The sequence below is a fragment of the Streptomyces cyaneofuscatus genome (assembly GCF_042718795.1).
GTDB classification, from domain to species: domain Bacteria; phylum Actinomycetota; class Actinomycetes; order Streptomycetales; family Streptomycetaceae; genus Streptomyces; species Streptomyces cyaneofuscatus_A.
The window spans coordinates 209,424-227,915 of record NZ_JBHXOX010000005.1 but is presented as its reverse complement, the minus strand read 5'-3'; the positions used below and the strand labels follow the sequence as shown (position 1 = coordinate 227,915).

Here is an 18,492-nt window from a genome sequence, read left to right as displayed (position 1 = left end):
AAGGAGCGATCGTGGCGCGCGACATCGCGGCTCCCCTCACTGTCCCCACCCACCACCAGGAGCTGGTCTCCTGGGTCGACGAGATCGCAGCGATCACCCAGCCCGACCGGGTGGTCTGGTGCGACGGCTCCGAGGCCGAGTACGAGCGCCTGTGCGGGGAGCTCGTCGCCAAGGGCACGTTCACCAAGCTGGACGAGATCAAGCGGCCGAACTCGTACTACGCCGCGTCCGACCCGAGCGATGTCGCCCGCGTCGAGGACCGTACGTTCATCTGCTCCAAGGAGGAGAAGGACGCGGGTCCGACCAACCACTGGAAGGACCCCGCCGAGATGCGGGCCGTCTTCACCGGCGAGCAGGGTGTGTTCCGCGGGTCCATGCGCGGGCGCACCATGTACGTCGTCCCCTTCTGCATGGGGCCCGTCGGCTCGCCCCTCTCCGCCATCGGCGTCGAGATCACCGACTCCGCGTACGTCGCCGTCTCCATGCGCACCATGACCCGCATGGGCCAGGCCGTCCTGGACGAGCTGGGCACCGACGGCTTCTTCGTGAAGGCCGTCCACACCCTGGGCGCACCTCTGGAGGAGGGCCAGGAGGACGTGCCGTGGCCCTGCAACACCACCAAGTACATCTCGCACTTCCCCGAGGACCGCGAGATCTGGTCGTACGGCTCCGGCTACGGCGGCAACGCCCTGCTCGGCAAGAAGTGTTACGCGCTCCGCATCGCCTCCGTCATGGCCCGCGACGAGGGCTGGCTCGCCGAGCACATGCTGATCCTCAAGCTCACGCCGCCGCGCGGGGAGTCGAAGTACGTGGCCGCCGCGTTCCCGTCCGCCTGCGGCAAGACCAACCTCGCCATGCTGGAGCCCACCATCCCCGGCTGGACCGTGGAGACCATCGGCGACGACATCGCCTGGATGCGGTTCGGCGAGGACGGCCGGCTCTACGCGATCAACCCGGAGGCCGGGTTCTTCGGCGTCGCGCCCGGCACCGGTGAGCACACCAACGCCAACGCCATGAAGACCATGTGGGGCAACTCCGTCTTCACCAACGTGGCGCTGACGGACGACGGCGACGTGTGGTGGGAGGGCATGACCGAGGAGGCGCCCGCGCACCTCACGGACTGGAAGGGCAACGACTGGACCCCGGAGTCCGGCACGCCCGCCGCCCACCCCAACGCCCGCTTCACCGTCCCGGCCGGGCAGTGCCCGATCATCGCGCCCGAGTGGGAGGACCCCAAGGGCGTGCCGATCTCGGCCATCCTGTTCGGCGGCCGCCGCGCCTCCGCCGTACCGCTGGTCACCGAGTCCTTCGACTGGCAGCACGGTGTCTTCCTCGGAGCCAACGTCGCCTCCGAGAAGACCGCCGCCGCCGAGGGCAAGGTCGGGGAGCTGCGCCGCGACCCGTTCGCCATGCTGCCGTTCTGCGGCTACAACATGGGCGACTACATGAACCACTGGGTCAAGGTCGGTGCGGACAAGGCCGACCAGTCGAAGCTGCCGAAGATCTACTACGTGAACTGGTTCCGCAAGAACGACGCGGGCAAGTTCGTGTGGCCCGGCTTCGGCGAGAACAGCCGCGTGCTCAAGTGGATCGTGGAGCGGCTGGAGGGCAAGGGCGAAGGCGTCGAGACCCCGATCGGCATCCTGCCGGCCAAGGGCGCGCTCGACACCGAGGGCCTGGACCTCTCCGAGGCCGACCTCGACTTCCTGCTCACGGTCGACAAGAAGGTCTGGCGCGAGGAGGCCGCCCTGGTCCCCGAGCACCTCAACACCTTCGGCGACCACACGCCCAAGGAGCTGTGGGACGAGTACCGCGCGCTGGTGGAGCGGCTGGGCTGAGCCCGTAGGCCCGTAGGCCCGTATGCCCGCTCGACCTGCTGAACCCCGCGGCCGGGTCCATCGGAGATCCGCCCTGACCTGTGGAATCGACGATCCGCCGCGGTACGGGGCCCGTCGTCGCAGACGGCCCCCGGGTTGTCCCCGACCAAGGACGGCCCGCCCGGCCCCCGGAACCCCCTCACGGTTCCGGGGGCCGGCCTCGTTCCCGGGGGAGGACGTCGTGGCACCCGGTCCGCGCGCCGAGGCGGCACGCGGACCGGGGCCGTCAGTGGGCGCCGACCAGGTGTCCGGAAGGCGCGGTGGCGGCGAGGGCCTCCGTGTGGGCGTCCATCCGCTGCGCGGAGAGGATGGCGGCGGTGGTGTCGGCGCGGGACGCGGCCACCACGAGCGCGCGGCCCGCGAGGGCGTGGGCGCGGCGGTGCAGGGACGCCCGGGCGGCGTCGGTCAGGGCGGCGTGCCGGGCGGGCGGGGCGCCGCGCAGCCGTGCCACCTGTTCGGCGATGCGGTCGCCCGCCGGGGCGAGGCCGAGTTCGTCGGTGACCGCGAGGAGGGCGGCGAGATGGCCCGCGAGCTGGATGTCCAGCTCCTCCTCGCGGCTGCGGTGCGGAAAGTCCGCGTCGTCGGCCGGGCTGTGGACCGATGGGGTGCGGATCGGTTCGTACATGGATGGCCTCCCGGTGATGCTGGGTGTCCATCCTACATTGGATCGAGTCTAAGTTTGAGTCCGGTCCGGGCCGGGCCGGGCCAGGGCCGGTCCGGTCCGGACCGACCCCGGTGCGTGGTGCGGTGGCCTACGGCTGCCCGTAACCGTCCAGGAACGAGCCGATCCGGGTCACCGCGTCCCGCAGCTCCTCCGTCGCCGGCAGCGTCACGATGCGGAAGTGGTCCGGTTCCGGCCAGTTGAACCCCGTCCCCTGCACGACCATGATCTTCTCGGCCCGCAGCAGGTCCAGGACCATCTGCCGGTCGTCCTTGATCTTGTAGACCTTGGGGTCGAGCCGGGGGAAGAGGTACAGCGCCCCCTTCGGCTTCACGCAGGTCACCCCCGGGATCGACGTCAGCAGGTCGTACGCCGTGTCCCGCTGCTCCAGGATCCGGCCGCCCGGCAGCACCAGGTCCTCGATCGACTGCCGGCCGCCGAGCGCGGTGGCCACCGCGTGCTGGGAGGGCATGTTGGCGCAGAGCCGCATGTTGGCCAGGATCGTGAGCCCCTCGATGTACGAGGTGGCGTGCGCCTTCGGGCCGCAGACCGCCAGCCAGCCGGAACGGAAGCCGGCCACCCGGTAGTTCTTCGAGAGCCCGTTGAAGGTGAGCACCATCAGGTCCGGGGCCAGCGCCGCCGTGGGGGTGTGGGTGGCGCCGTCGTACAGGATGCGGTCGTAGATCTCGTCGGAGCAGACGATCAGGTTGTGGCGCCGGGCGATCTCGGTGAGGCCGCGCAGCATCTCGTCGTCGTACACCGCGCCGGTCGGGTTGTTCGGGTTGATGATCACCAGGGCCTTGGTGCGGTCGGTGATCTTCCGCTCGATGTCCGCCAGGTCCGGCAGCCAGTCGGCCTGCTCGTCGCACCGGTAGTGCACGGCCGTCCCGCCGGCCAGCGAGACCGACGCCGTCCACAGGGGGTAGTCCGGGGCCGGTACGAGGACCTCGTCGCCGTCGTCGAGCAGCGCCTGCATCGACATCTGGATCAGCTCGGAGACCCCGTTGCCCAGGTAGATGTCCTCGACGTCGAGGTCGTGGATCCCCTTGGTCTCGTAGTGCTGCACCACCGCGCGCCGCGCCGACAGCAGGCCCTTCGCGTCCCCGTAGCCGTGCGCGCCCGCGAGGTTGCGCAGGATGTCCTCGAGGATCTCCGGCGGGCACTCGAACCCGAACGCGGCCGGGTTGCCCGTGTTGAGCTTGAGGATGCGCTGACCGGCCGCTTCGAGCCGCATCGCCTCCTCCAGCACGGGGCCCCGGATCTCGTAACAGACGTTGGCGAGCTTGGTGGACTGGATGACCTGCATGTCCGCGAGCTTACGGCGGCGTTTCGCGCGGTGCGCGGAGATTGCGCCGTCCTCGCGACCCCGGTCCCGCCTGCCGCCGCGCCCCGGCTTCCATCGGCAAGGCGGCCCCGGTCCCGGACCGTGGGATCGGCCGGTCCGGGCGGCGTCGCGGCTTGGAAAGGGGCGTGAGCCGCCCGGACGGGTGAGATGCGCCACGCGGCCCCCGGCTGGGCCGCGTACGACGGTCCCCTCACCCGGCGGGCTCAGCCGCGTACAACGGTCCCCTCACCCGGCGGGCTCAGGCGGGCAGCTCGGCGTCCTCGGGGACGAGGATGCCGAAGCTGTCCTTCAGCACCCGGCGGAGTTCGTCGGGGCCGGACAGCAGCCGCTCCCTGATCGTGCCGTCCCCCGCCGTCTCGACCAGGTCGAGCCCGGCGAGCGACCGGTGGGAGGAGTCGGGCAGGGCGCGCTGCGCGTACACCGCCTGCCGGAAGGGTGAGTGGGGGCTGGTCGCGATGTACCAGTTGATCATCTCGAAGTCCGCGCCTTCGAACGGCTCCGCCGTGAAGGCGTACTGCGCCTCCCAGCTCCCGCCCTTCTCCGCCCGCAGCTGCCACATCTCCAGCGGCCCGTCGTGCGCCACCGTGACGAGCCGGTGACGGCGCGGAGCGTCGTACACCTCGGCGCCCGCCACCAGCTCGATCGGCTCCAGCAGCGCGCCGATGCTCCCGAACCCGACATCGGCCACGTACGGGCTCGCCGCGTCCGGCACGTCCACCCGCAGCAGTATGTGGCTGCGCGGCCGGATGTCGCCCGGCGCCGCCCCCAGCACCACCCGGGCGGCCAGCAGCGTCACGGTGAAGCCGAGCTGCCGCAGGACGGCGGCGAGGAGGGTGTTGTGCTCGTAGCAGTAGCCGCCGCGCTCACTGTGGACGAGCTTGGCCTCCAGATCGGCCGGGTCCAGCGAGGGCACCGAGCCGAGCACCGGGTCCAGGTTCTCGAACGGGATGCCCAGGGCGTGCGCGCGGTGGAGGGACCGCAGCACCTCCACCGTGGGGCGGGGCTCCCCGGTCCAGCCGATCCGGGCGAAATAGGCGTCGAGGTCGAGTGTCATACCCCGACCGTACGCAGCCGGGGCCGCGCGGCGCTCCAGGCGGTGGGCCTCAGGCGCCGGGCCCAGGCCTCGGGCCACGGCCTCAGGCCCGGGCCTTCGGGCCCCCGCCTCGCCGGGCCGGACCCCCGTCCCGGCCCGGCGAGGCGTCAGATTCCGGTCACCGAGCCGGCCGACGCGATCAGCAGGGCCGTGTCCACGCCCTGCTCCTGAGCTGTCCGGAGCAGCGCCGCGTCCCCCGCCTCCACCACGGCCGGGCTGGTCGTGTCCTCGGCCGCCGAGCCGTCGGCGTACGACGCTGTCGCCGGGGCCATCGCCGTGAGCCAGCCGGCCACCAGCCCGCCGAACTCCTTCTCGTCGATCCCCGCGCCCTCCACCAGCGCGAACGCGTGCCGGGCGCCCGCGAACATGGCGGTCATCGCGCTGAGCAGCGCCACGTCGTACAGCGCGGCGAGGCCGAACTCCGCACCGACATAACGGGTGGCGGCGGGCACGGACAGCACCTCGCGGTGCTCGTCGAAGAGGGCGCGCGGACCGCTGTAGAGGATGTAGCCGCCCGCGTCCGGCGCGCCGACCATCGGGGGCACGGCCATGATCCCGCCGTCCAGGAAACGGGCGCCGCGCTCGGCCGCCCAGGCCGCACGGGTACGGGACTGGGCCGGGGTGGAGGTGGTCAGGTCGACCAGGTCCTTGCCGGTGAGGTCGGCGTCGGCCAGCGCCGCGCGGACCGAAGCGTCGTCCAGCAGGCAGGTGACGACCAGCGGGCTCGCGGCCACCGCCTCCGCCGCGGTGCCGGCCACCCGTGCACCACGGGCGGCGAGTTCGGCGCTCCGGCCGGGGCTGCGGTTCCAGACGGTCAGGGGGTGCCCGGCGTCGAGCCAGGTGTGGGCGAGCGCGGTGCCCATGGCGCCGAGGCCGAGCAGGGTGAGAGGGGTGGGCGAGGTCGGTGCGGTCGGTGCGGTCGGTGCGGTCGGTGAGACCGGTGCTGATGCGTTGTCGGACATGCGGATTAGGCTGGTCGACAGGGCCCGAAGTGATCAAGTACGCACTTACGAGTGGGTGGTTACCCGGTAGTGAGTGACCAGGTGGGGAAGGGGCGGGCGATGAGGGCTGGACGGAGGCCGGGGGCGTACGTCTGCGGGATCGACGCGGCGATGGACGTGATCGGCGGCAAGTGGAAGGTGCTCATCCTGTGGGCGCTGGACGAGAAGCCGTGCCGCTTCGGGGAGTTGCGGCGGGCCGTGCCCGGGGTGACCGAGAAGGTGCTCAGCTCCCACCTCAAGGAGCTGGAGGACGACGGCATCGTGCACCGTGAGGAGTACGCCGAAGTGCCGCCCCGGGTGGAGTATTCGCTCACGCCGCGAGGGGTCTCGCTGAACGAGGCCCTGGGTCCGCTGGGGGACTGGGGGCGTGAGCACGTTCACCCCGGTGCGCGGGCCGAGGCTGCCGCGGCTGGAAACGACCCCTTGTGATGGCCTGACATCTGCGCCACCATGCGCATGTCAATAGCCGGAAGATCTCCGGTCTTTGGCATCACTGGAGGGGACCCCCCACATGAACAAGCCTCTCATCGGTGCGTTTTTTGCTGCCCTGCTCCTGGGAGCGGGCATCGCGCCCGCCGTCGCGGCCGAAAACATACCGACGCCGAAAGCCGTCACCGAGACCGCTCCCGCCGCGAAGGCCGTGACCTTCGCCGGGACCGTCGCCCTCAGCAACTGCTCGGGCTCCGTGGTCCGTTCGCCCGACTCCCAGCCCACCGACCCCGCCCTCGTACTCTCCAACGGGCACTGTCTGGAGACCGGCTTCCCGGGCCCCGGCGAGGTGCTCGTCGACCGGCCGTCCACGCGGACGTTCACGCTGCTCGACGCCTCGGGCAGCGGTGTCGGCACGCTGAAGGCGAGCAAGATCGCGTACGGCACCATGACCGACACCGACCTCTCGCTCTACGAACTCACCTCCACCTACGAGCAGATCGAGGCCCGCTACGGCATCGAGGCGCTGGAGCTGGAGACCGCGCACCCGGCCGCGGGCACCGCCATCACCGTCGCCTCGGGCTACTGGAAGCGCACCTACAGCTGCGACATCGACGGCTTCGTCCACCAGCTCAAGGAGGGCCGGTGGACCTGGAAGGACTCGGTCCGCTACACCCCGGAGTGCCGGACCATCGGCGGTACGTCGGGTTCGCCGGTGATCGACGACGCCACCGGCAAGGTGGTCGCCGTCAACAACACCGGTAACGAGAGCGGCCAGGAGTGCACGGACAACAACCCGTGCGAGGTCGACGAGAACGGTCGGGTGACCGTCCGCGAGGGCACCAACTACGCCCAGCAGACGTACAACATGGTCCCGTGCATCGGCACCGGCAACAAGATCGACCTGTACCGGGAGGGCTGCGGGCTGCCCAAGCCGTAGCGGTAGCGGTAGCGGTAGCGGTGCCGGTTGTGTAGGTGTGCCGGGCGGTCCTGACCTTCCTCAGGGCCGTCCGGCGCGGTCATGCGTTCCGCGCGTCCTTCCGGGCCGCGCGCGCCGCCTCGATCCCGTCCAGCAGCACCCCGAGCCCCACCCGGAACGTCTCCCGCGCCTCCCGCTCCGGATACGGCATCCCGTTCTGACCGTCGCCCCCTTCGTACGGCTCCGGGGCCCCGTCCCGCTCCAGCCGGATCACCGCCGGGAAGCGCTCCGCGAAGTCCGGGACCAGCTCCGTCAGGGCCGCCGAGCGCGCCGCCCACCACTCCTCGTCGGAGCTCCCGGTCGCCGTCGCGGCCCTGCGCGCGTCCGCCACCGTCCGCGCCGAGCCCTGCACCAGCGGGAACAGCGTCCCCACCAGCCGCCGCACCGTCCCGGCCGCCAGCCCCGTCGCCCCGAGCAGCCGGACGAGCGTGTCCAGGTTCGCGTACTCGTGCGGCCCCAGCACCGGCCGGGCCTGCGACACCTGGAGCACCCAGGGGTGGCGGACGTAGAGCTCCAGGACTTCCCCGGCCCAGGCGGTGAGCGGTGCCCGCCAGTCGTCCGACTCCGGGTAGGCGGTGGGGAGTTCGGAATGGACCGCGTCGTACATCAGGTCCAGCAGCTCGCTCTTGCCGGGTACGTGGGTGTAGAGCGCCATCGCGGTCCGCCCGAGCCGGTCACCGACCGCGCGCATCGACAGGGCCGCCATGCCCTCCTCGTCCGCGACCGCGACCGCCGCCGCCACGATGGCGTCCACGCTCAGCCGGGGCTTGGGCCCGGGGCCGGTGCGCGGCGGGGCGGCGACCTCCGCGCGCCAGAGCAGGGAGAGGGAGCGGCGGGCGTCACCCTGCCCGGCGAAGACCACCACTTGCGACTCCTTACGCCATAAAGTAACTTCGGTCGGGTAATTCTTTACTGTGTAAAGGTAGCAGGGAGAGGGGTGCCGTCGTCATGCGGCAGACCATGCCGGTCAGCTATGTACGGGTCACCGGGGTCGAGCGGATCACCCCGCGCACCGCCCGGGTCACCTTCACCGGGGACGCACTGCCCCGGCTCATGGAGGACCGGCCCGACCAGCAGGTGAAGCTCTGCCTGCCGCGCGAGGGGCGGAGCGTGGCGGAGGGGCTGCTGCCCGAGCAGGACGCGGAGGACACGTACGGCATGCGCTGGTACGAGGCGTTCCTCGCGATCCCGGAGGCGCGGCGGCCCTGGCTGCGCGGCTTCACCGTCCGTGCCTACGACCGCGAACGCAACGCGATGGCCGTGGACTTCGTGCTCCACGGCGACGGCGGGCCCGCCGCGCGCTGGGGTGCCGCCGCCCGCCCCGGTGACGTCGTCGGCATGGTCGGGCCGTCGTCCCTCTACGCCCGTCCGCTGCCGACCGACGCCCGGCGGATGCTGCTCGTCGGGGACGAGGCCGCGCTCCCGGCCATCGCCACGGTGCTGGAGTCGCTGCCGGCCACGACCAAGGCGCTCGTGTACGCCGAGGTCGCGGACGCGGGGGAGGAGTTGGAGCTGCCGACCGCCGCCGGGGGTGTCGAGGTGCGCTGGGTGCACCGGGACCGGGGTGGCTCGGTGGTGGCGGCGGTACGGGACGCGGGCCCCGACCTCGACGGGGTGGACGCGGCCTGGGTGGCGGGCGAGGCGTCGGCGGTGCGGGCGCTCCGCCGCCATCTGGTGGGGGAGCGCGGGCTACCGAAGGGGGCCGTCGAGTTCAGCGGCTACTGGCGGCGCGCGCTCACCCAGGACGACGCCCCGACCGAGGAGGACCTCGCCTGGGCGGCGGAGCGCGCCGCCGATGCCTCGTGAAGGCCAGCGCTTTGTGCAGGAGTGCTCAGGCGGCTCCCGCGCCCCTGACCGCCTTGCCCGCCAGCACCGACGTACGCCGGCCCTCCTCGATGATGAACCGCCCGTCGATCAGCACGTGCGGGATGCCCACCGGTAGTGTGCGCGGCTCCTCGAAGGTGGAGCCCGCCGCCACCGTCTCCGGGTCGAAGAGCACCAGGTCCGCGCGGTAGCCCTCGCGCACCAGGCCCCGGTCCGCCAGCCGCAGCCGGGCGGCCGGGCGCGAGGTCAGGTGGGCCACGCACTCCTCCAGCGAGAGGATGCCCAACTCCCTTGCGTACCGCCCCAGATACTGCGGGAACGTGCCGTACGCCCTCGGGTGCGGCTTGTCGCCCTGGAGGATGCCGTCGCTGCCGCCGGTGTGCACCGGGTGGCGCATGATCTGCCGGACGTTCTCCTCGTGGCCCACGTGCTGGAGGATCGTCGTCCCGAGCCGGTCCTCGGTGAGCAGCCGCCGTGCGGTCACCCAGGGCTCCTCGCCCCGCAGCGCCGCCGACGCCGCCACCGTACGGCCCACGTACGCGGCCAGGTGCGGTGCGCCGACACCCGAGATCTCGATGGTGTCCCACTCGATCGGCACCCCGTGGCAGCCGTCCGAGCCGAGCACCTCCAGGTGGTGCCGTATCTTCTCCGCGCTCGCCGGGTCCGCGAGCCGGGTCAGGACCGACTCCGGGCCGCCCTCGCTAGCCCAACTGGGCAGCATGGCCACCAGCGTTGTGCAGCCGGGGGTGTACGGGTAGGTGTCGAGCGAGATGTCGGCCCCGGCGGCGAGCGCGCCGTCGAGGAGGGCCAGGAGGTCGGGCGCCTTGCCCTTGTTGACGCCGAAGTTCATGGTGGCGTGGGCGAGATGGAGGGCGCAGCCGGCGTTGCGGGTGAGCTGCACCATCTCCTCGTACGCTTCGAGTGCGCCCGCCCCGTAACTGCGGTGGTGGGGGCAGTAGTAGCCGCCGTGGCGGGCCACCACCCGGCAGAGTGCGGTGAGTTCGGCGTCGTCCGCGTACATTCCGGGGGTGTAGGTCAGGCCGGACGACATGCCGACCGCGCCCTCGCGCATCCCCTGGTCGACCAGCTCCTTCATCCGGGCCAGTTCGGCTTCTGTGGCCGGGCGGTCGTCCCAGCCGACGGCGTACATCCGGACCGTGCCCTGCGGGATCAGGTAGGCCGCGTTGACGGCGATGCCCTGGCCGCCGAAGTTGCGGTCCAGGCGGTCCAGATAGCCGCCGACCGTGCGCCAGTCGAAGTCGATGTCGGAGCCGTCGCCGTTCCAGCCGGTGATGGAGCGGCGGACCTCGGCGAGCGTACGGTCGTCGGCCGGGGCGTACGAGAGACCGTCCTGGCCGAGCACTTCCAGTGTGACGCCCTGCGCCGCCTTCGCCGTGTGCTCCGGGTCGCGCAGCAGCGCCAGATCGCTGTGGGCGTGCATGTCGATGAAGCCGGGGGCCAGCGCGAGGCCGTCGGCGTCCACCGTGTGGGGGGCGGTGGGGCGGGGGCCGGGGGAGCCCTCGCGGTGGATCTCGGCGATCCGGCCGCCGTCGACCGCCACATCGGCGCGGTAGGACGGCTCGCCGGTGCCGTCGACGACGAGCGCGTCGCGCAGGACCAGGTCCATGGGTGGCCTTTCGGAGCAGGGGAGTTGGCGGCTCAGAAGAACGTGCGGATGTAGTCGCTGACCGTGCCGTCCGACTCGACCAGCGGGATCAGTTGCCACTTGTCGAAGCTGGTGCACGGGTGCGAGAGGCCCATGCCGACCCAGTCGCCCACCTCCAGCTCGGCCCCCGCCTCCGTACGCACCCAGGTGTGCTGGTCGGAGAGGCCGGTGACCGTGATCCCGGCGGCGGGGCGCACCGAGCCGTCCCGGGCGGAGCGGACCACCTGCGCCTCGGGGAGATCCAGGTCGTACGCCGCGTCCCGCTTGCCCGCGTTCAGGAACGCCTGCTCGCCGGTCGGGCGGGAGACCACCTGGGCCCAGAGACGGAAGGCGGGCTCCAGGGCGCCTTCCTCGGGAACGCGGTTGAAGGGGGTGAGGTGCTTGTAGTGGCCGTCGTCGTGGGAAACGTACGCGCCGGAGCGGAGCAACTTCAGTACGGGGGAGCTGAGTTCGGGGGTCTCCGCGAAGACGTCCGCCACCGCGTCGAACCAGGCGCTGCCGCCCGCGCTGATGACGATCTCCTCGGCGCCGGTGAACCGCTTCTCGCCGTCGAAGGTGGCGGCGAGCGCGACGAGCCGCCGCAGCCAGGCCCGTACGCGCTCCGGGTCCGCGTCCGGCACCTCGCCCTCGTACCCGGCCACGCCCACCAGGCGCAGCGACCCGGCCGCCGCCACCGCGTCGGCCACCGCCGCGCAGTCGGCCTCGGTACGGGCGCCGGTGCGCGCGCCCTCGCCCGCGCCGAGCTCCACGACCACGTCGACGGGGCGGGTGGCGCCCGCCGCGCTCAGGGCCTCCTCCATCAGCTCGACCCCGCGCACGGAGTCCACGTAACAGATGAAGCGGAACTCCGGGTCGGCGCTCATCTCGCCGGCCAGCCAGCGCAGCGCCACCGGGTCGACCAGCTCGTTGGCGAGGAAGACGCGCCCGATCCCGTACGCGCGGTAGACCCGGGCCTGGTGCGGCACGGCGGCCGTGATGCCCCAGGCGCCGCGCTCCAACTGGTCCGCGAAGAGCTGCGGGGACATGGAGGTCTTGCCGTGCGGGGCGAAGGCGAGACCGTGGCGTTCCGCGTACGTCTCCAGCAGCGCGAGGTTGTGCTCGACCGACTCGGCGGAGAGCGCGAGGACGGGGGTGGTGAACCCGCCGGTGAAGAGGTTGCGGCGCTCGGCGGCGAGCGTCCCGACGGTCAGGCCCTCGGCGTCGGGCGGGAGCGCCTTGAAGCGGTGGTCGACGCGTTCTTCGGCGAGGCCGGCCGCGAGGGAGGCGGGCGAGGCGGGTGAGGTGGCTGAGGTGGGTGAGGCGGTGGGGGTGGTGGGGCGTTCGGCTGCCAAGGGGAGCTCCTCGAAGTCTGTTGCAACATATGCAACACCCATTGCGTATATCGCTCAACGCTGTCTAACATCCGAGCCGATGCCCGGTCAATGGTGACCACCGGCCCGCACGCCGATCAGCGAGGAGCCTTCCGTGTCCGGACCCGCAGCAGGGACGGCCAGCGCCGACGCGACCACCGAGGTCGTCTGTCTCGGTGAGTCCATGGTGACGTTCCTGCCCTCGCAGCCCGGCCGCCTCGCCGACGTACCGTCCTTCGGGCGCGGGATCGGGGGCGCCGAGTCCAACGTGGCCTGCGCGCTCGCCGCCGCCGGGCACCGGGCGGCCTGGGTGGGGCGGGTCGGCGCGGACGGCTTCGGTGACCACCTGGTCGAGACGATCGGGGGGTACGGGGTCGATACGTCGGCCGTGCGGCGGGATCCTGACCGGCCCACCGGCATCTACTTCCGTACGGCGACGGATCGCGGGGAGGGCGCGCACGAGGTGGCCTACTACCGGGCCGGGTCGGCGGCTTCCGCGATGTCGCCGGCGAATGTGCCGTACGGGGAGGTCTTCGCGGGCCGTGTCCTGCACCTGTCCGGGATCACGGCGGCGCTGTCGGCGGACTGCCTGGAGCTGCTGCGGGAGCTGACGGCTCCGCGTCCGGGGCGTCCGCTGGTGTCGTTCGACGTGAACCACCGGCCGCATCTGTGGCGGGGCGGCGACCCTTCTGTGCTGCTGGAGCTGGCCCGGCGGGCCGATCTGGTGTTCGTGGGGGAGGACGAGGCGGAGGAGGCGTGGGGGATCGTGGGCGCGGAGGCGATCCGGGCGGCGCTGCCGGAGCCGTCGGTGGTGGTCGTGAAGCGGGGGAGCGCGGGCGCGACGGTGTTCGCCCCGGGGCTCCGCCCCGGACCCCGCTCCTCAAACGCCGGAGGGGCTGAGATTGCGCCGGCCTCGTGCTCCACGGAGGGCGGAAGGGCTGAAGGTGCCCCGGACCCGCGCTCCAGGGAGGGCGGAGGGGCTGAGATGGTCACCCCCGTCCCCGCCCTCCACGTCGACGTCGTCGCCGCCGTCGGGGCGGGCGACGCCTTCGCCGCCGGGTTCCTCTCCGCCACCCTGCGCGGGCTTCCGGTACGGGACCGGGTCCGGCACGGGCATCTCATGGCCGCCGCCGTCCTCACCGTCCCCGGTGACCTCACCGAACCGCCCGCCCGCGACCACGCCGACCGTCTCGTCGCCCTCGACGACGAGGCCTGGGGGAGACTTCGTCTCGGCCCCGGCTGGACCGCAGCCGACCGGGCCCCCGAGGAGGTACGTACGCCATGAGCCAGACCGTCGACCGGGCACTCAGCATCCTGCCGCTGCTCGCCCAGGGACCCGCCGACCTCGGCCAGGTCGCCGAGCGGCTCGGCGTCCACAAGTCCACGGCGCTGCGCCTGCTCCGTACGCTCCACGAGCACGGGCTCGTCTACCGGCAGCAGGACCAGCGCTACCGCCTCGGCGCCCGGCTCTTCGCCCTCGCGCAGGAGGCCGTCGAGAACCTCGACGTACGCGAGATCGCCCACCCCCACCTGGTCGAACTCAACGACCGGTGCGGGCACACCGTGCACCTCGCCGTCTACGAGGAGCAGGAAGTCCTCTACATCGACAAGGTCGAGAGCCGCTACCCGGTCCGGATGTACTCGCGGATCGGCAAGCCCGTCGCGATCACCGTCGCGGCCGTGGCCAAGCTGCTGCTGGCCGACCTCACCGAGCCCGAGCGGCGCGCGATCGCCGAGAAGCTCGACTACCCCATGTACACGTCCCGTTCGACGCCCAACCCGGCCGCCTTCCTCAAGGAGCTGGCCGTCGTGCGCGAACAGGGCTGGGCCACCGACCTCGGTGGCCACGAGGAGTCCATCAACTGCATCGGCGCCCCCATCCGGGGCGCGGACGGGCGGCTCGTCGCGGCCATGTCGGTGTCCGCACCGAACGTGGTCGTCACGGCCGAGGAACTCCTCACCCTCCTCCCCCTGGTCCGGCGCACCGCCGAGACGATCAGCCGGGAGTACTCAGGATCCGGCACCAACCGACCCAAGAAAGTCTGATCAGCCATGACCGAGAAGACCGCCCTCACCCCCTCCACCCACACCACGCCGCCGGCGAAGTTCTCGCACGGCGTCCGGAAGGGGAACATCCTCCAGGTCGCCGGCCAGGTCGGCTTCCTCCCCGCCGTGGAGGGCCAGGCCCCGACCCCGGCCGGCCCCACCCTGCGCGAGCAGACCCTCCAGACCTTCGCCAACGTCAAGGCGATCCTGGAGGAGGGCGGCGCGAGCTGGGACGACGTGATGATGATGCGCGTCTACCTCACGGACGTCGACCACTTCGCGGAGATGAACGAGATCTACAACGCGTACTTCGCCGAGCAGAACCTCAAGGAGGCCCCCTCGGCCCGTACGACGGTCTACGTCGGCCTGCCCAAGGGACTGCTGATCGAGATCGACGCCCTCGCGGTGCTGAGCTGACGGCTCGGGCTACAGTTCCGGCTCCAGCTCGGGCTCCGGCTACAGCTCCGGCTCCAGCTCCAGCTCGGGCTCCGGCTACAGCTCCGACTCGGGCGCCAGCTCCGCTGACCGTTCCTGCTTCACCGAAGGTCCCGCCGCACTGATCGCCGTGCTCCACCCGCAGCAACTCTCCAACTCGCCGTACGGCACGGCGCCCCGTCCCCCGGGGGCGCCGTGCCGCGCTCCGCCCTGCCCTCCCTCCAGCACCACCGGAGTTCCCCATGTCGCTCGCCGCCACCCCACCGCCGGTCGAGACCCCACCGCACACCGGTGGCCTGCTCCTCCTGATCGACGGCACCGCCGGTCTGCTGACCGTCGCCGCCCTCGGTATCGCGCTCCTCCTCTTCCTGATCATCAAGGTCAGGCTCCAGCCGTTCGTCGCCCTGCTCGCGGTCTCCATAGCCGTCGGCCTCGGCGCCGGGCTCTCGGTCACCGAACTCTTCGGCACCGTGCAGAAATCCGCCGCCGTCTCGGTCATCGAATCCGGCATGGGCGGCATCCTCGGCCATGTCGCGATCATCATCGGGCTCGGTACGATGCTCGGCGCGATCCTCGAAGTGTCGGGCGGGGCCGAGGTGTTGAGCGCCCGCCTGCTGAACGCCTTCGGTGAGAAGCGCGCCCCACTCGCCATGGGGATGACGGGCCTCGTCTTCGGTATCCCGGTCTTCTTCGACGTCGGCATCTTCGTCCTCGCGCCGATCGTGTACGCGGCCGCCAAGCGCTCCGGAAAATCGATTCTGCTCTATGCCATGCCGCTGCTGGCGGGGCTGTCGATGACCCATGCGTTCCTGCCCCCGCACCCGGGGCCGGTGGCCGCCGCCGGACTCTTCAACGTGTCGCTGGGCTGGGTCATCCTGATGGGCGCGGTCGTCGGCATCCCGTCCGTCCTGGCCGCCTGGGCGTACGCCTCCTGGATCGGGAAGCGGATCTTCGTCGACGTACCGCAGGGCATGGTGGACGCGGCGGCAGAGGCCAGGGAGGCCGTCGCCGCCGAGCAGCGGGCGGCGGGCGTCACCCCGCACGAGAGGCCGGTGCCGCTCCTCACGGTGCTGGCGATCATCGGGACCCCGCTGATCCTGATCCTCGCGGCGACGTTCTCCTCCATCGCGCTGGACCCTTCGACTCTCCGCTCGGTCGTGGAGTTCTTCGGCAACCCGTTCGTGGCCCTGACGATCGCCCTGTTCCTCGCGTACTACCTGCTCGGCATCCGCCGCGGCTGGTCCCGCAAGTCGCTGGAGTCCGTCTCCACGTCGTCGCTCAAGCCCGTCGGCAACATCCTGCTGGTGGTCGGCGCGGGCGGCATCTTCGGTGCCGTACTCAAGGGCAGCGGCATCGCGGACGCGCTGGCCGACACGTTCAACGACGTGGGTCTGCCGGTCATCCTGCTCGCCTGGCTGATCTCGGTCGTCCTGCGGGTCGCCCAGGGCTCGGCGACCGTCGCGATCGTCACCACGGCCGGGATCGTGGTCCCGCTGGTCGAGGGCCAGGACTTCTCCCAGGCCCACCTGGCGCTGATCATCATGGCGATCTCGGCGGGTTCGATCTTCGCCTCGCACGTCAACGACGGCGGCTTCTGGATGGTGTCGAAGTATTTCGGCATCTCGGAACGCGACACGCTGAAGTCCTGGACGGTGCTGGAGACGGTGCTGTCGGTGGCGGGCTTCGTGGTCGCGGCGCTGCTCAGCCTGGTGATCTAGGGCTGCCGGCCCCGGGGGCCACCGCTCCCCGGGGCCGGCACCCTCAACTCCCTGTGCGCGCTGCGTAGTAGACGTTCAGGATGTCGCCCTCCACCTCGCGCACCGCGACCTCCTCGAAGCCCGCCTCCGCCAGCATCCGCAGCGCGGTCCGGCGGCCCCATACGGTCCCCGGACCGGCGCCGCCTCCTCCGCCTGAAGCTCCTGGAACTTCGGATACGAGGAGTAGGGCACCCCGCCATCCTCCTGGAACGCCGTGACCACCTCGTCCTCGACCAGCCCGATCTGAGCGAGTTCCTGGGCGAAGGAAGCCAGGTTGTCGGGCCCGGCGGCCCGGCGGCCCGGCACAGGGAGGCGGCGTGCTCGGGCGGCAGCCGGTACGTACCGTCCGCCGGGTCGTACGCGACGATCCCGCCCACGGTCACCCCGCCCAGCCACTCGCGCACGTAGCGCTCCTCCAGCCCGGCGGCCTCGGCGATCTGCTCTTTTCCCCTATCCGCCGCCCACTGCCGACCGACAGGTCCCCCGACAAACGTTACGCCGCCCCGCACGGAATGCCGTGTGCTCCCGTCGCCCCTTTCAGACGGCCATGACCGGCACGTCGTCTCGAAGTCGTCCGCGATGTGGATGCGGCCCGCCAGCGACCCGCGTCGGAGATATCCCATGACGCCGCCCCGCCCACCGAATCCCGCACGCCCCCTTGTGCCGCCCCGCCGATTGCGCTTCCTTGATCGGCATGTCCGAGACAAGCGCAACCACAGAGACAGGGGAGCCGGCCTCCCGACCGCGTAAATCCAGTTGGAAGTACATCGGCCCCGGCATCGTCGTCGCGGCGACCGGGGTCGGGGCCGGCGACCTGGTCGCGACGCTGATCGCGGGCAGCAAGTTCGGGTACACCCTGATGTGGGCGGCGGTGATCGGCTGCGTCGTCAAGATCTCGCTCGCCGAGGCGGCCGGCCGGTGGCACCTGGCGACCGGGCGCACGCTTTTCGACGGCTGGCGCAGCATCGGCGCGTGGACGACCGTCTACTTCGCGATCTACGTCGTCGTCTGGGGCTTCATCTACGGGGCCACGGCCATGTCCTCCAGCGCCCTGCCCATCGTGGCGCTGTTCCCGGACGGGCCGGGGCTGAAGTTCTGGGCGATCGTCACCGGGCTGACCGGACTGGCCTTCGTCTGGTTCAACCGGTATGCCGTCTTCGAGAAGGTCATGACGGTCCTGATCGGCATCATGTTCGTGGTGGTCGTGTACGTGGCCGCCCGGGTCGTGCCGGACGTGGGGGCCTCGTTCGCCGGGCTCGTCCCCGTACTGCCGGACGGTGCGCTGCTCTACACGCTCGGGCTGATCGGCGGGGTCGGCGGCACGATCACCATGGCGGCGTACGGGTACTGGGTCAACGCCAAGGGATGGAGCAACTCCTCCTGGATGCAGGTGATGCGGCTCGACAACCGGGTCGCCTACCTCACCACCGGGATCTTCGTCGTGGCGATGCTCATCGTCGGTGCCGAGCTGCTGCACGCCTCGCAGATCGCTCTCACCTCGGGCGACCGGGGGCTGATCGACCTGGGCAAGGTGCTGGAGGACCGGTTCGGGGCGGGCACCGCGAAGCTCTTCCTGGTCGGCTTCTTCGCCACGTCGTTCTCGTCGCTGATCGGGGTCTGGCACGGGGTGAGCCTGATGTTCGCCGACTTCGTGGAGCGGTTCCGGGCGCCGGTGGATCCGGACGAGCAGCACGCCGGGCCCGCCGTCGTCGACCGCCAGCAGCGGTCGCTGCCCTTCCGCGCGTACCTGCTCTGGCTGACCTTCCCGCCGATGACCCTGCTCTGGCTGGACGAGCCGTTCGGTCTGGTCATCGCGTACGGGGTGCTCGGCGCGTTCTTCATGCCCTTCCTCGCCCTGACCCTGCTGTGGCTGCTCAACTCCTCCCGTACACCGCAGGAATGGCGCAACGGCTGGCTCAGCAACGGGATGCTGGCCCTCGCCGGCCTGCTGTTCATCGTGCTGTGTGTGCAGCAGGTGCGCGAACTGCCCTGGTGAGGGCGGGACTTACGAAACGCCGCAGCGCCGCCGG

General features: G+C 71.6%; 16 protein-coding genes and 1 pseudogene. 9 read left to right on the top strand and 8 right to left on the bottom strand.

Annotated features, from left to right (window positions below; all coding sequences use genetic code 11):
- Window positions 1-11: 11 nt before the first annotated feature.
- On the top strand, window positions 12-1,838 hold the full coding sequence (locus ACFWRT_RS07190) for a phosphoenolpyruvate carboxykinase (GTP) (protein ID WP_380950460.1): 1,827 nt from the start codon (window positions 12-14) through the stop codon (window positions 1,836-1,838).
- Window positions 1,839-2,103: 265 nt separating this feature from the next.
- On the opposite strand, the gene ACFWRT_RS07185 is transcribed toward ACFWRT_RS07190, so the two are convergent.
- From ACFWRT_RS07185 to ACFWRT_RS07170, 4 genes are all read right to left on the bottom strand, one after another.
- Window positions 2,104-2,502 carry an SCO4983 family protein gene (locus ACFWRT_RS07185; protein WP_380950459.1) on the bottom strand — a complete coding sequence of 133 codons (399 nt, stop codon included), beginning with the start codon at window positions 2,500-2,502 and terminating at the stop codon, window positions 2,104-2,106.
- A 127-nt stretch (window positions 2,503-2,629) separates the two neighbouring features.
- Window positions 2,630-3,844, bottom strand: a complete 1,215-nt coding sequence (locus tag ACFWRT_RS07180; protein WP_380950458.1) for a pyridoxal phosphate-dependent aminotransferase — start codon at window positions 3,842-3,844, stop codon at window positions 2,630-2,632.
- Between the two features lie 277 nt (window positions 3,845-4,121).
- Window positions 4,122-4,937 carry an arylamine N-acetyltransferase family protein gene (locus ACFWRT_RS07175; protein WP_380950457.1) on the bottom strand — a complete coding sequence of 272 codons (816 nt, stop codon included), beginning with the start codon at window positions 4,935-4,937 and terminating at the stop codon, window positions 4,122-4,124.
- Window positions 4,938-5,083: 146 nt separating this feature from the next.
- On the bottom strand, window positions 5,084-5,938 hold the full coding sequence (locus ACFWRT_RS07170; RefSeq protein WP_380950456.1) for an NAD(P)-dependent oxidoreductase: 855 nt from the start codon (window positions 5,936-5,938) through the stop codon (window positions 5,084-5,086).
- A 99-nt stretch (window positions 5,939-6,037) separates the two neighbouring features.
- On the opposite strand from ACFWRT_RS07170, the gene ACFWRT_RS07165 reads away from it, so the two are divergent.
- Window positions 6,038-6,406 (top strand): winged helix-turn-helix transcriptional regulator, encoded by a 369-nt coding sequence (locus ACFWRT_RS07165; protein WP_380950455.1) that lies wholly within the window; start codon window positions 6,038-6,040, stop codon window positions 6,404-6,406.
- A gap of 82 nt (window positions 6,407-6,488) precedes the next feature.
- Entirely contained in the window at window positions 6,489-7,346 is an 858-nt protein-coding gene (locus ACFWRT_RS07160) for a S1 family peptidase (protein WP_380950454.1), read from the top strand.
- Window positions 7,347-7,425: 79 nt separating this feature from the next.
- On the opposite strand, the gene ACFWRT_RS07155 is transcribed toward ACFWRT_RS07160, so the two are convergent.
- Window positions 7,426-8,250: a TetR/AcrR family transcriptional regulator gene (locus ACFWRT_RS07155; protein WP_380950453.1), complete on the bottom strand. Its 825-nt coding sequence runs from the start codon at window positions 8,248-8,250 to the stop codon at window positions 7,426-7,428.
- An 83-nt stretch (window positions 8,251-8,333) separates the two neighbouring features.
- Here ACFWRT_RS07155 and ACFWRT_RS07150 point away from each other — a divergent pair, with 83 nt between their 5' ends.
- The gene (locus tag ACFWRT_RS07150) at window positions 8,334-9,191 is read left to right on the top strand and encodes a siderophore-interacting protein (protein WP_380950452.1); all 858 of its coding nucleotides are present in this window, start codon (window positions 8,334-8,336) and stop codon (window positions 9,189-9,191) included.
- A gap of 25 nt (window positions 9,192-9,216) precedes the next feature.
- Here ACFWRT_RS07150 and ACFWRT_RS07145 read toward each other — a convergent pair whose 3' ends face one another.
- Window positions 9,217-10,836, bottom strand: coding sequence for an N-acyl-D-amino-acid deacylase family protein (locus tag ACFWRT_RS07145; RefSeq protein ID WP_380950451.1), 1,620 nt, complete (start codon window positions 10,834-10,836; stop codon window positions 9,217-9,219).
- 32 nt (window positions 10,837-10,868) lie between these two features.
- Complete coding sequence (locus ACFWRT_RS07140) at window positions 10,869-12,206, bottom strand: alanine racemase (RefSeq protein WP_380950450.1); 1,338 nt, start codon at window positions 12,204-12,206, stop codon at window positions 10,869-10,871.
- A 133-nt stretch (window positions 12,207-12,339) separates the two neighbouring features.
- On the opposite strand from ACFWRT_RS07140, the gene ACFWRT_RS07135 reads away from it, so the two are divergent.
- The 4 genes from ACFWRT_RS07135 to ACFWRT_RS07120 all read left to right on the top strand — a co-directional run bounded on the left by ACFWRT_RS07135 (window position 12,340) and on the right by ACFWRT_RS07120 (window position 16,423).
- Window positions 12,340-13,509 carry a sugar kinase gene (locus ACFWRT_RS07135; protein WP_380950449.1) on the top strand — a complete coding sequence of 390 codons (1,170 nt, stop codon included), beginning with the start codon at window positions 12,340-12,342 and terminating at the stop codon, window positions 13,507-13,509.
- Window positions 13,506-14,270, top strand: coding sequence for an IclR family transcriptional regulator (locus tag ACFWRT_RS07130; RefSeq protein ID WP_380950448.1), 765 nt, complete (start codon window positions 13,506-13,508; stop codon window positions 14,268-14,270). Before ACFWRT_RS07135 ends, ACFWRT_RS07130 begins: the two co-directional genes overlap by 4 nt.
- Window positions 14,271-14,276: 6 nt before the next feature.
- Window positions 14,277-14,687 carry a RidA family protein gene (locus tag ACFWRT_RS07125; RefSeq protein WP_030561417.1) on the top strand — a complete coding sequence of 137 codons (411 nt, stop codon included), beginning with the start codon at window positions 14,277-14,279 and terminating at the stop codon, window positions 14,685-14,687.
- Between the two features lie 260 nt (window positions 14,688-14,947).
- Entirely contained in the window at window positions 14,948-16,423 is a 1,476-nt protein-coding gene (locus ACFWRT_RS07120; RefSeq protein WP_380950447.1) for a GntP family permease, read from the top strand.
- 171 nt (window positions 16,424-16,594) lie between these two features.
- Here ACFWRT_RS07120 and ACFWRT_RS07115 read toward each other — a convergent pair.
- Window positions 16,595-16,905: pseudogene (locus ACFWRT_RS07115) on the bottom strand (transcriptional regulator); the annotation flags it as partial.
- Window positions 16,906-17,156: 251 nt separating this feature from the next.
- On the opposite strand from ACFWRT_RS07115, the gene ACFWRT_RS07110 reads away from it, so the two are divergent.
- A complete protein-coding gene (locus ACFWRT_RS07110) occupies window positions 17,157-18,458 on the top strand; it encodes an Nramp family divalent metal transporter (RefSeq protein WP_380950446.1) in 1,302 nt (433 codons plus the stop codon).
- The last annotated feature ends 34 nt before the right edge of the window (window positions 18,459-18,492 follow it).

What these genes read in the sequence shown, in the direction of transcription:
- ACFWRT_RS07160 (WP_380950454.1), top strand. Translation starts at nt 6,489, where the DNA reads ATGAACAAGCCTCTCATCGGTGCGTTTTTTGCTGCCCTGCTCCTGGGA.
- ACFWRT_RS07180 (WP_380950458.1), bottom strand. Translation starts at nt 3,844, where the DNA reads ATGCAGGTCATCCAGTCCACCAAGCTCGCCAACGTCTGTTACGAGATC.
- ACFWRT_RS07170 (WP_380950456.1), bottom strand. Translation starts at nt 5,938, where the DNA reads ATGTCCGACAACGCATCAGCACCGGTCTCACCGACCGCACCGACCGCA.
- ACFWRT_RS07130 (WP_380950448.1), top strand. Translation starts at nt 13,506, where the DNA reads ATGAGCCAGACCGTCGACCGGGCACTCAGCATCCTGCCGCTGCTCGCC.
- ACFWRT_RS07175 (WP_380950457.1), bottom strand. Translation starts at nt 4,937, where the DNA reads ATGACACTCGACCTCGACGCCTATTTCGCCCGGATCGGCTGGACCGGG.
- ACFWRT_RS07110 (WP_380950446.1), top strand. Translation starts at nt 17,157, where the DNA reads ATGTCCGAGACAAGCGCAACCACAGAGACAGGGGAGCCGGCCTCCCGA.
- ACFWRT_RS07145 (WP_380950451.1), bottom strand. Translation starts at nt 10,836, where the DNA reads ATGGACCTGGTCCTGCGCGACGCGCTCGTCGTCGACGGCACCGGCGAG.
- ACFWRT_RS07120 (WP_380950447.1), top strand. Translation starts at nt 14,948, where the DNA reads ATGTCGCTCGCCGCCACCCCACCGCCGGTCGAGACCCCACCGCACACC.
- ACFWRT_RS07185 (WP_380950459.1), bottom strand. Translation starts at nt 2,502, where the DNA reads ATGTACGAACCGATCCGCACCCCATCGGTCCACAGCCCGGCCGACGAC.
- ACFWRT_RS07150 (WP_380950452.1), top strand. Translation starts at nt 8,334, where the DNA reads ATGCGGCAGACCATGCCGGTCAGCTATGTACGGGTCACCGGGGTCGAG.
- ACFWRT_RS07125 (WP_030561417.1), top strand. Translation starts at nt 14,277, where the DNA reads ATGACCGAGAAGACCGCCCTCACCCCCTCCACCCACACCACGCCGCCG.
- ACFWRT_RS07165 (WP_380950455.1), top strand. Translation starts at nt 6,038, where the DNA reads ATGAGGGCTGGACGGAGGCCGGGGGCGTACGTCTGCGGGATCGACGCG.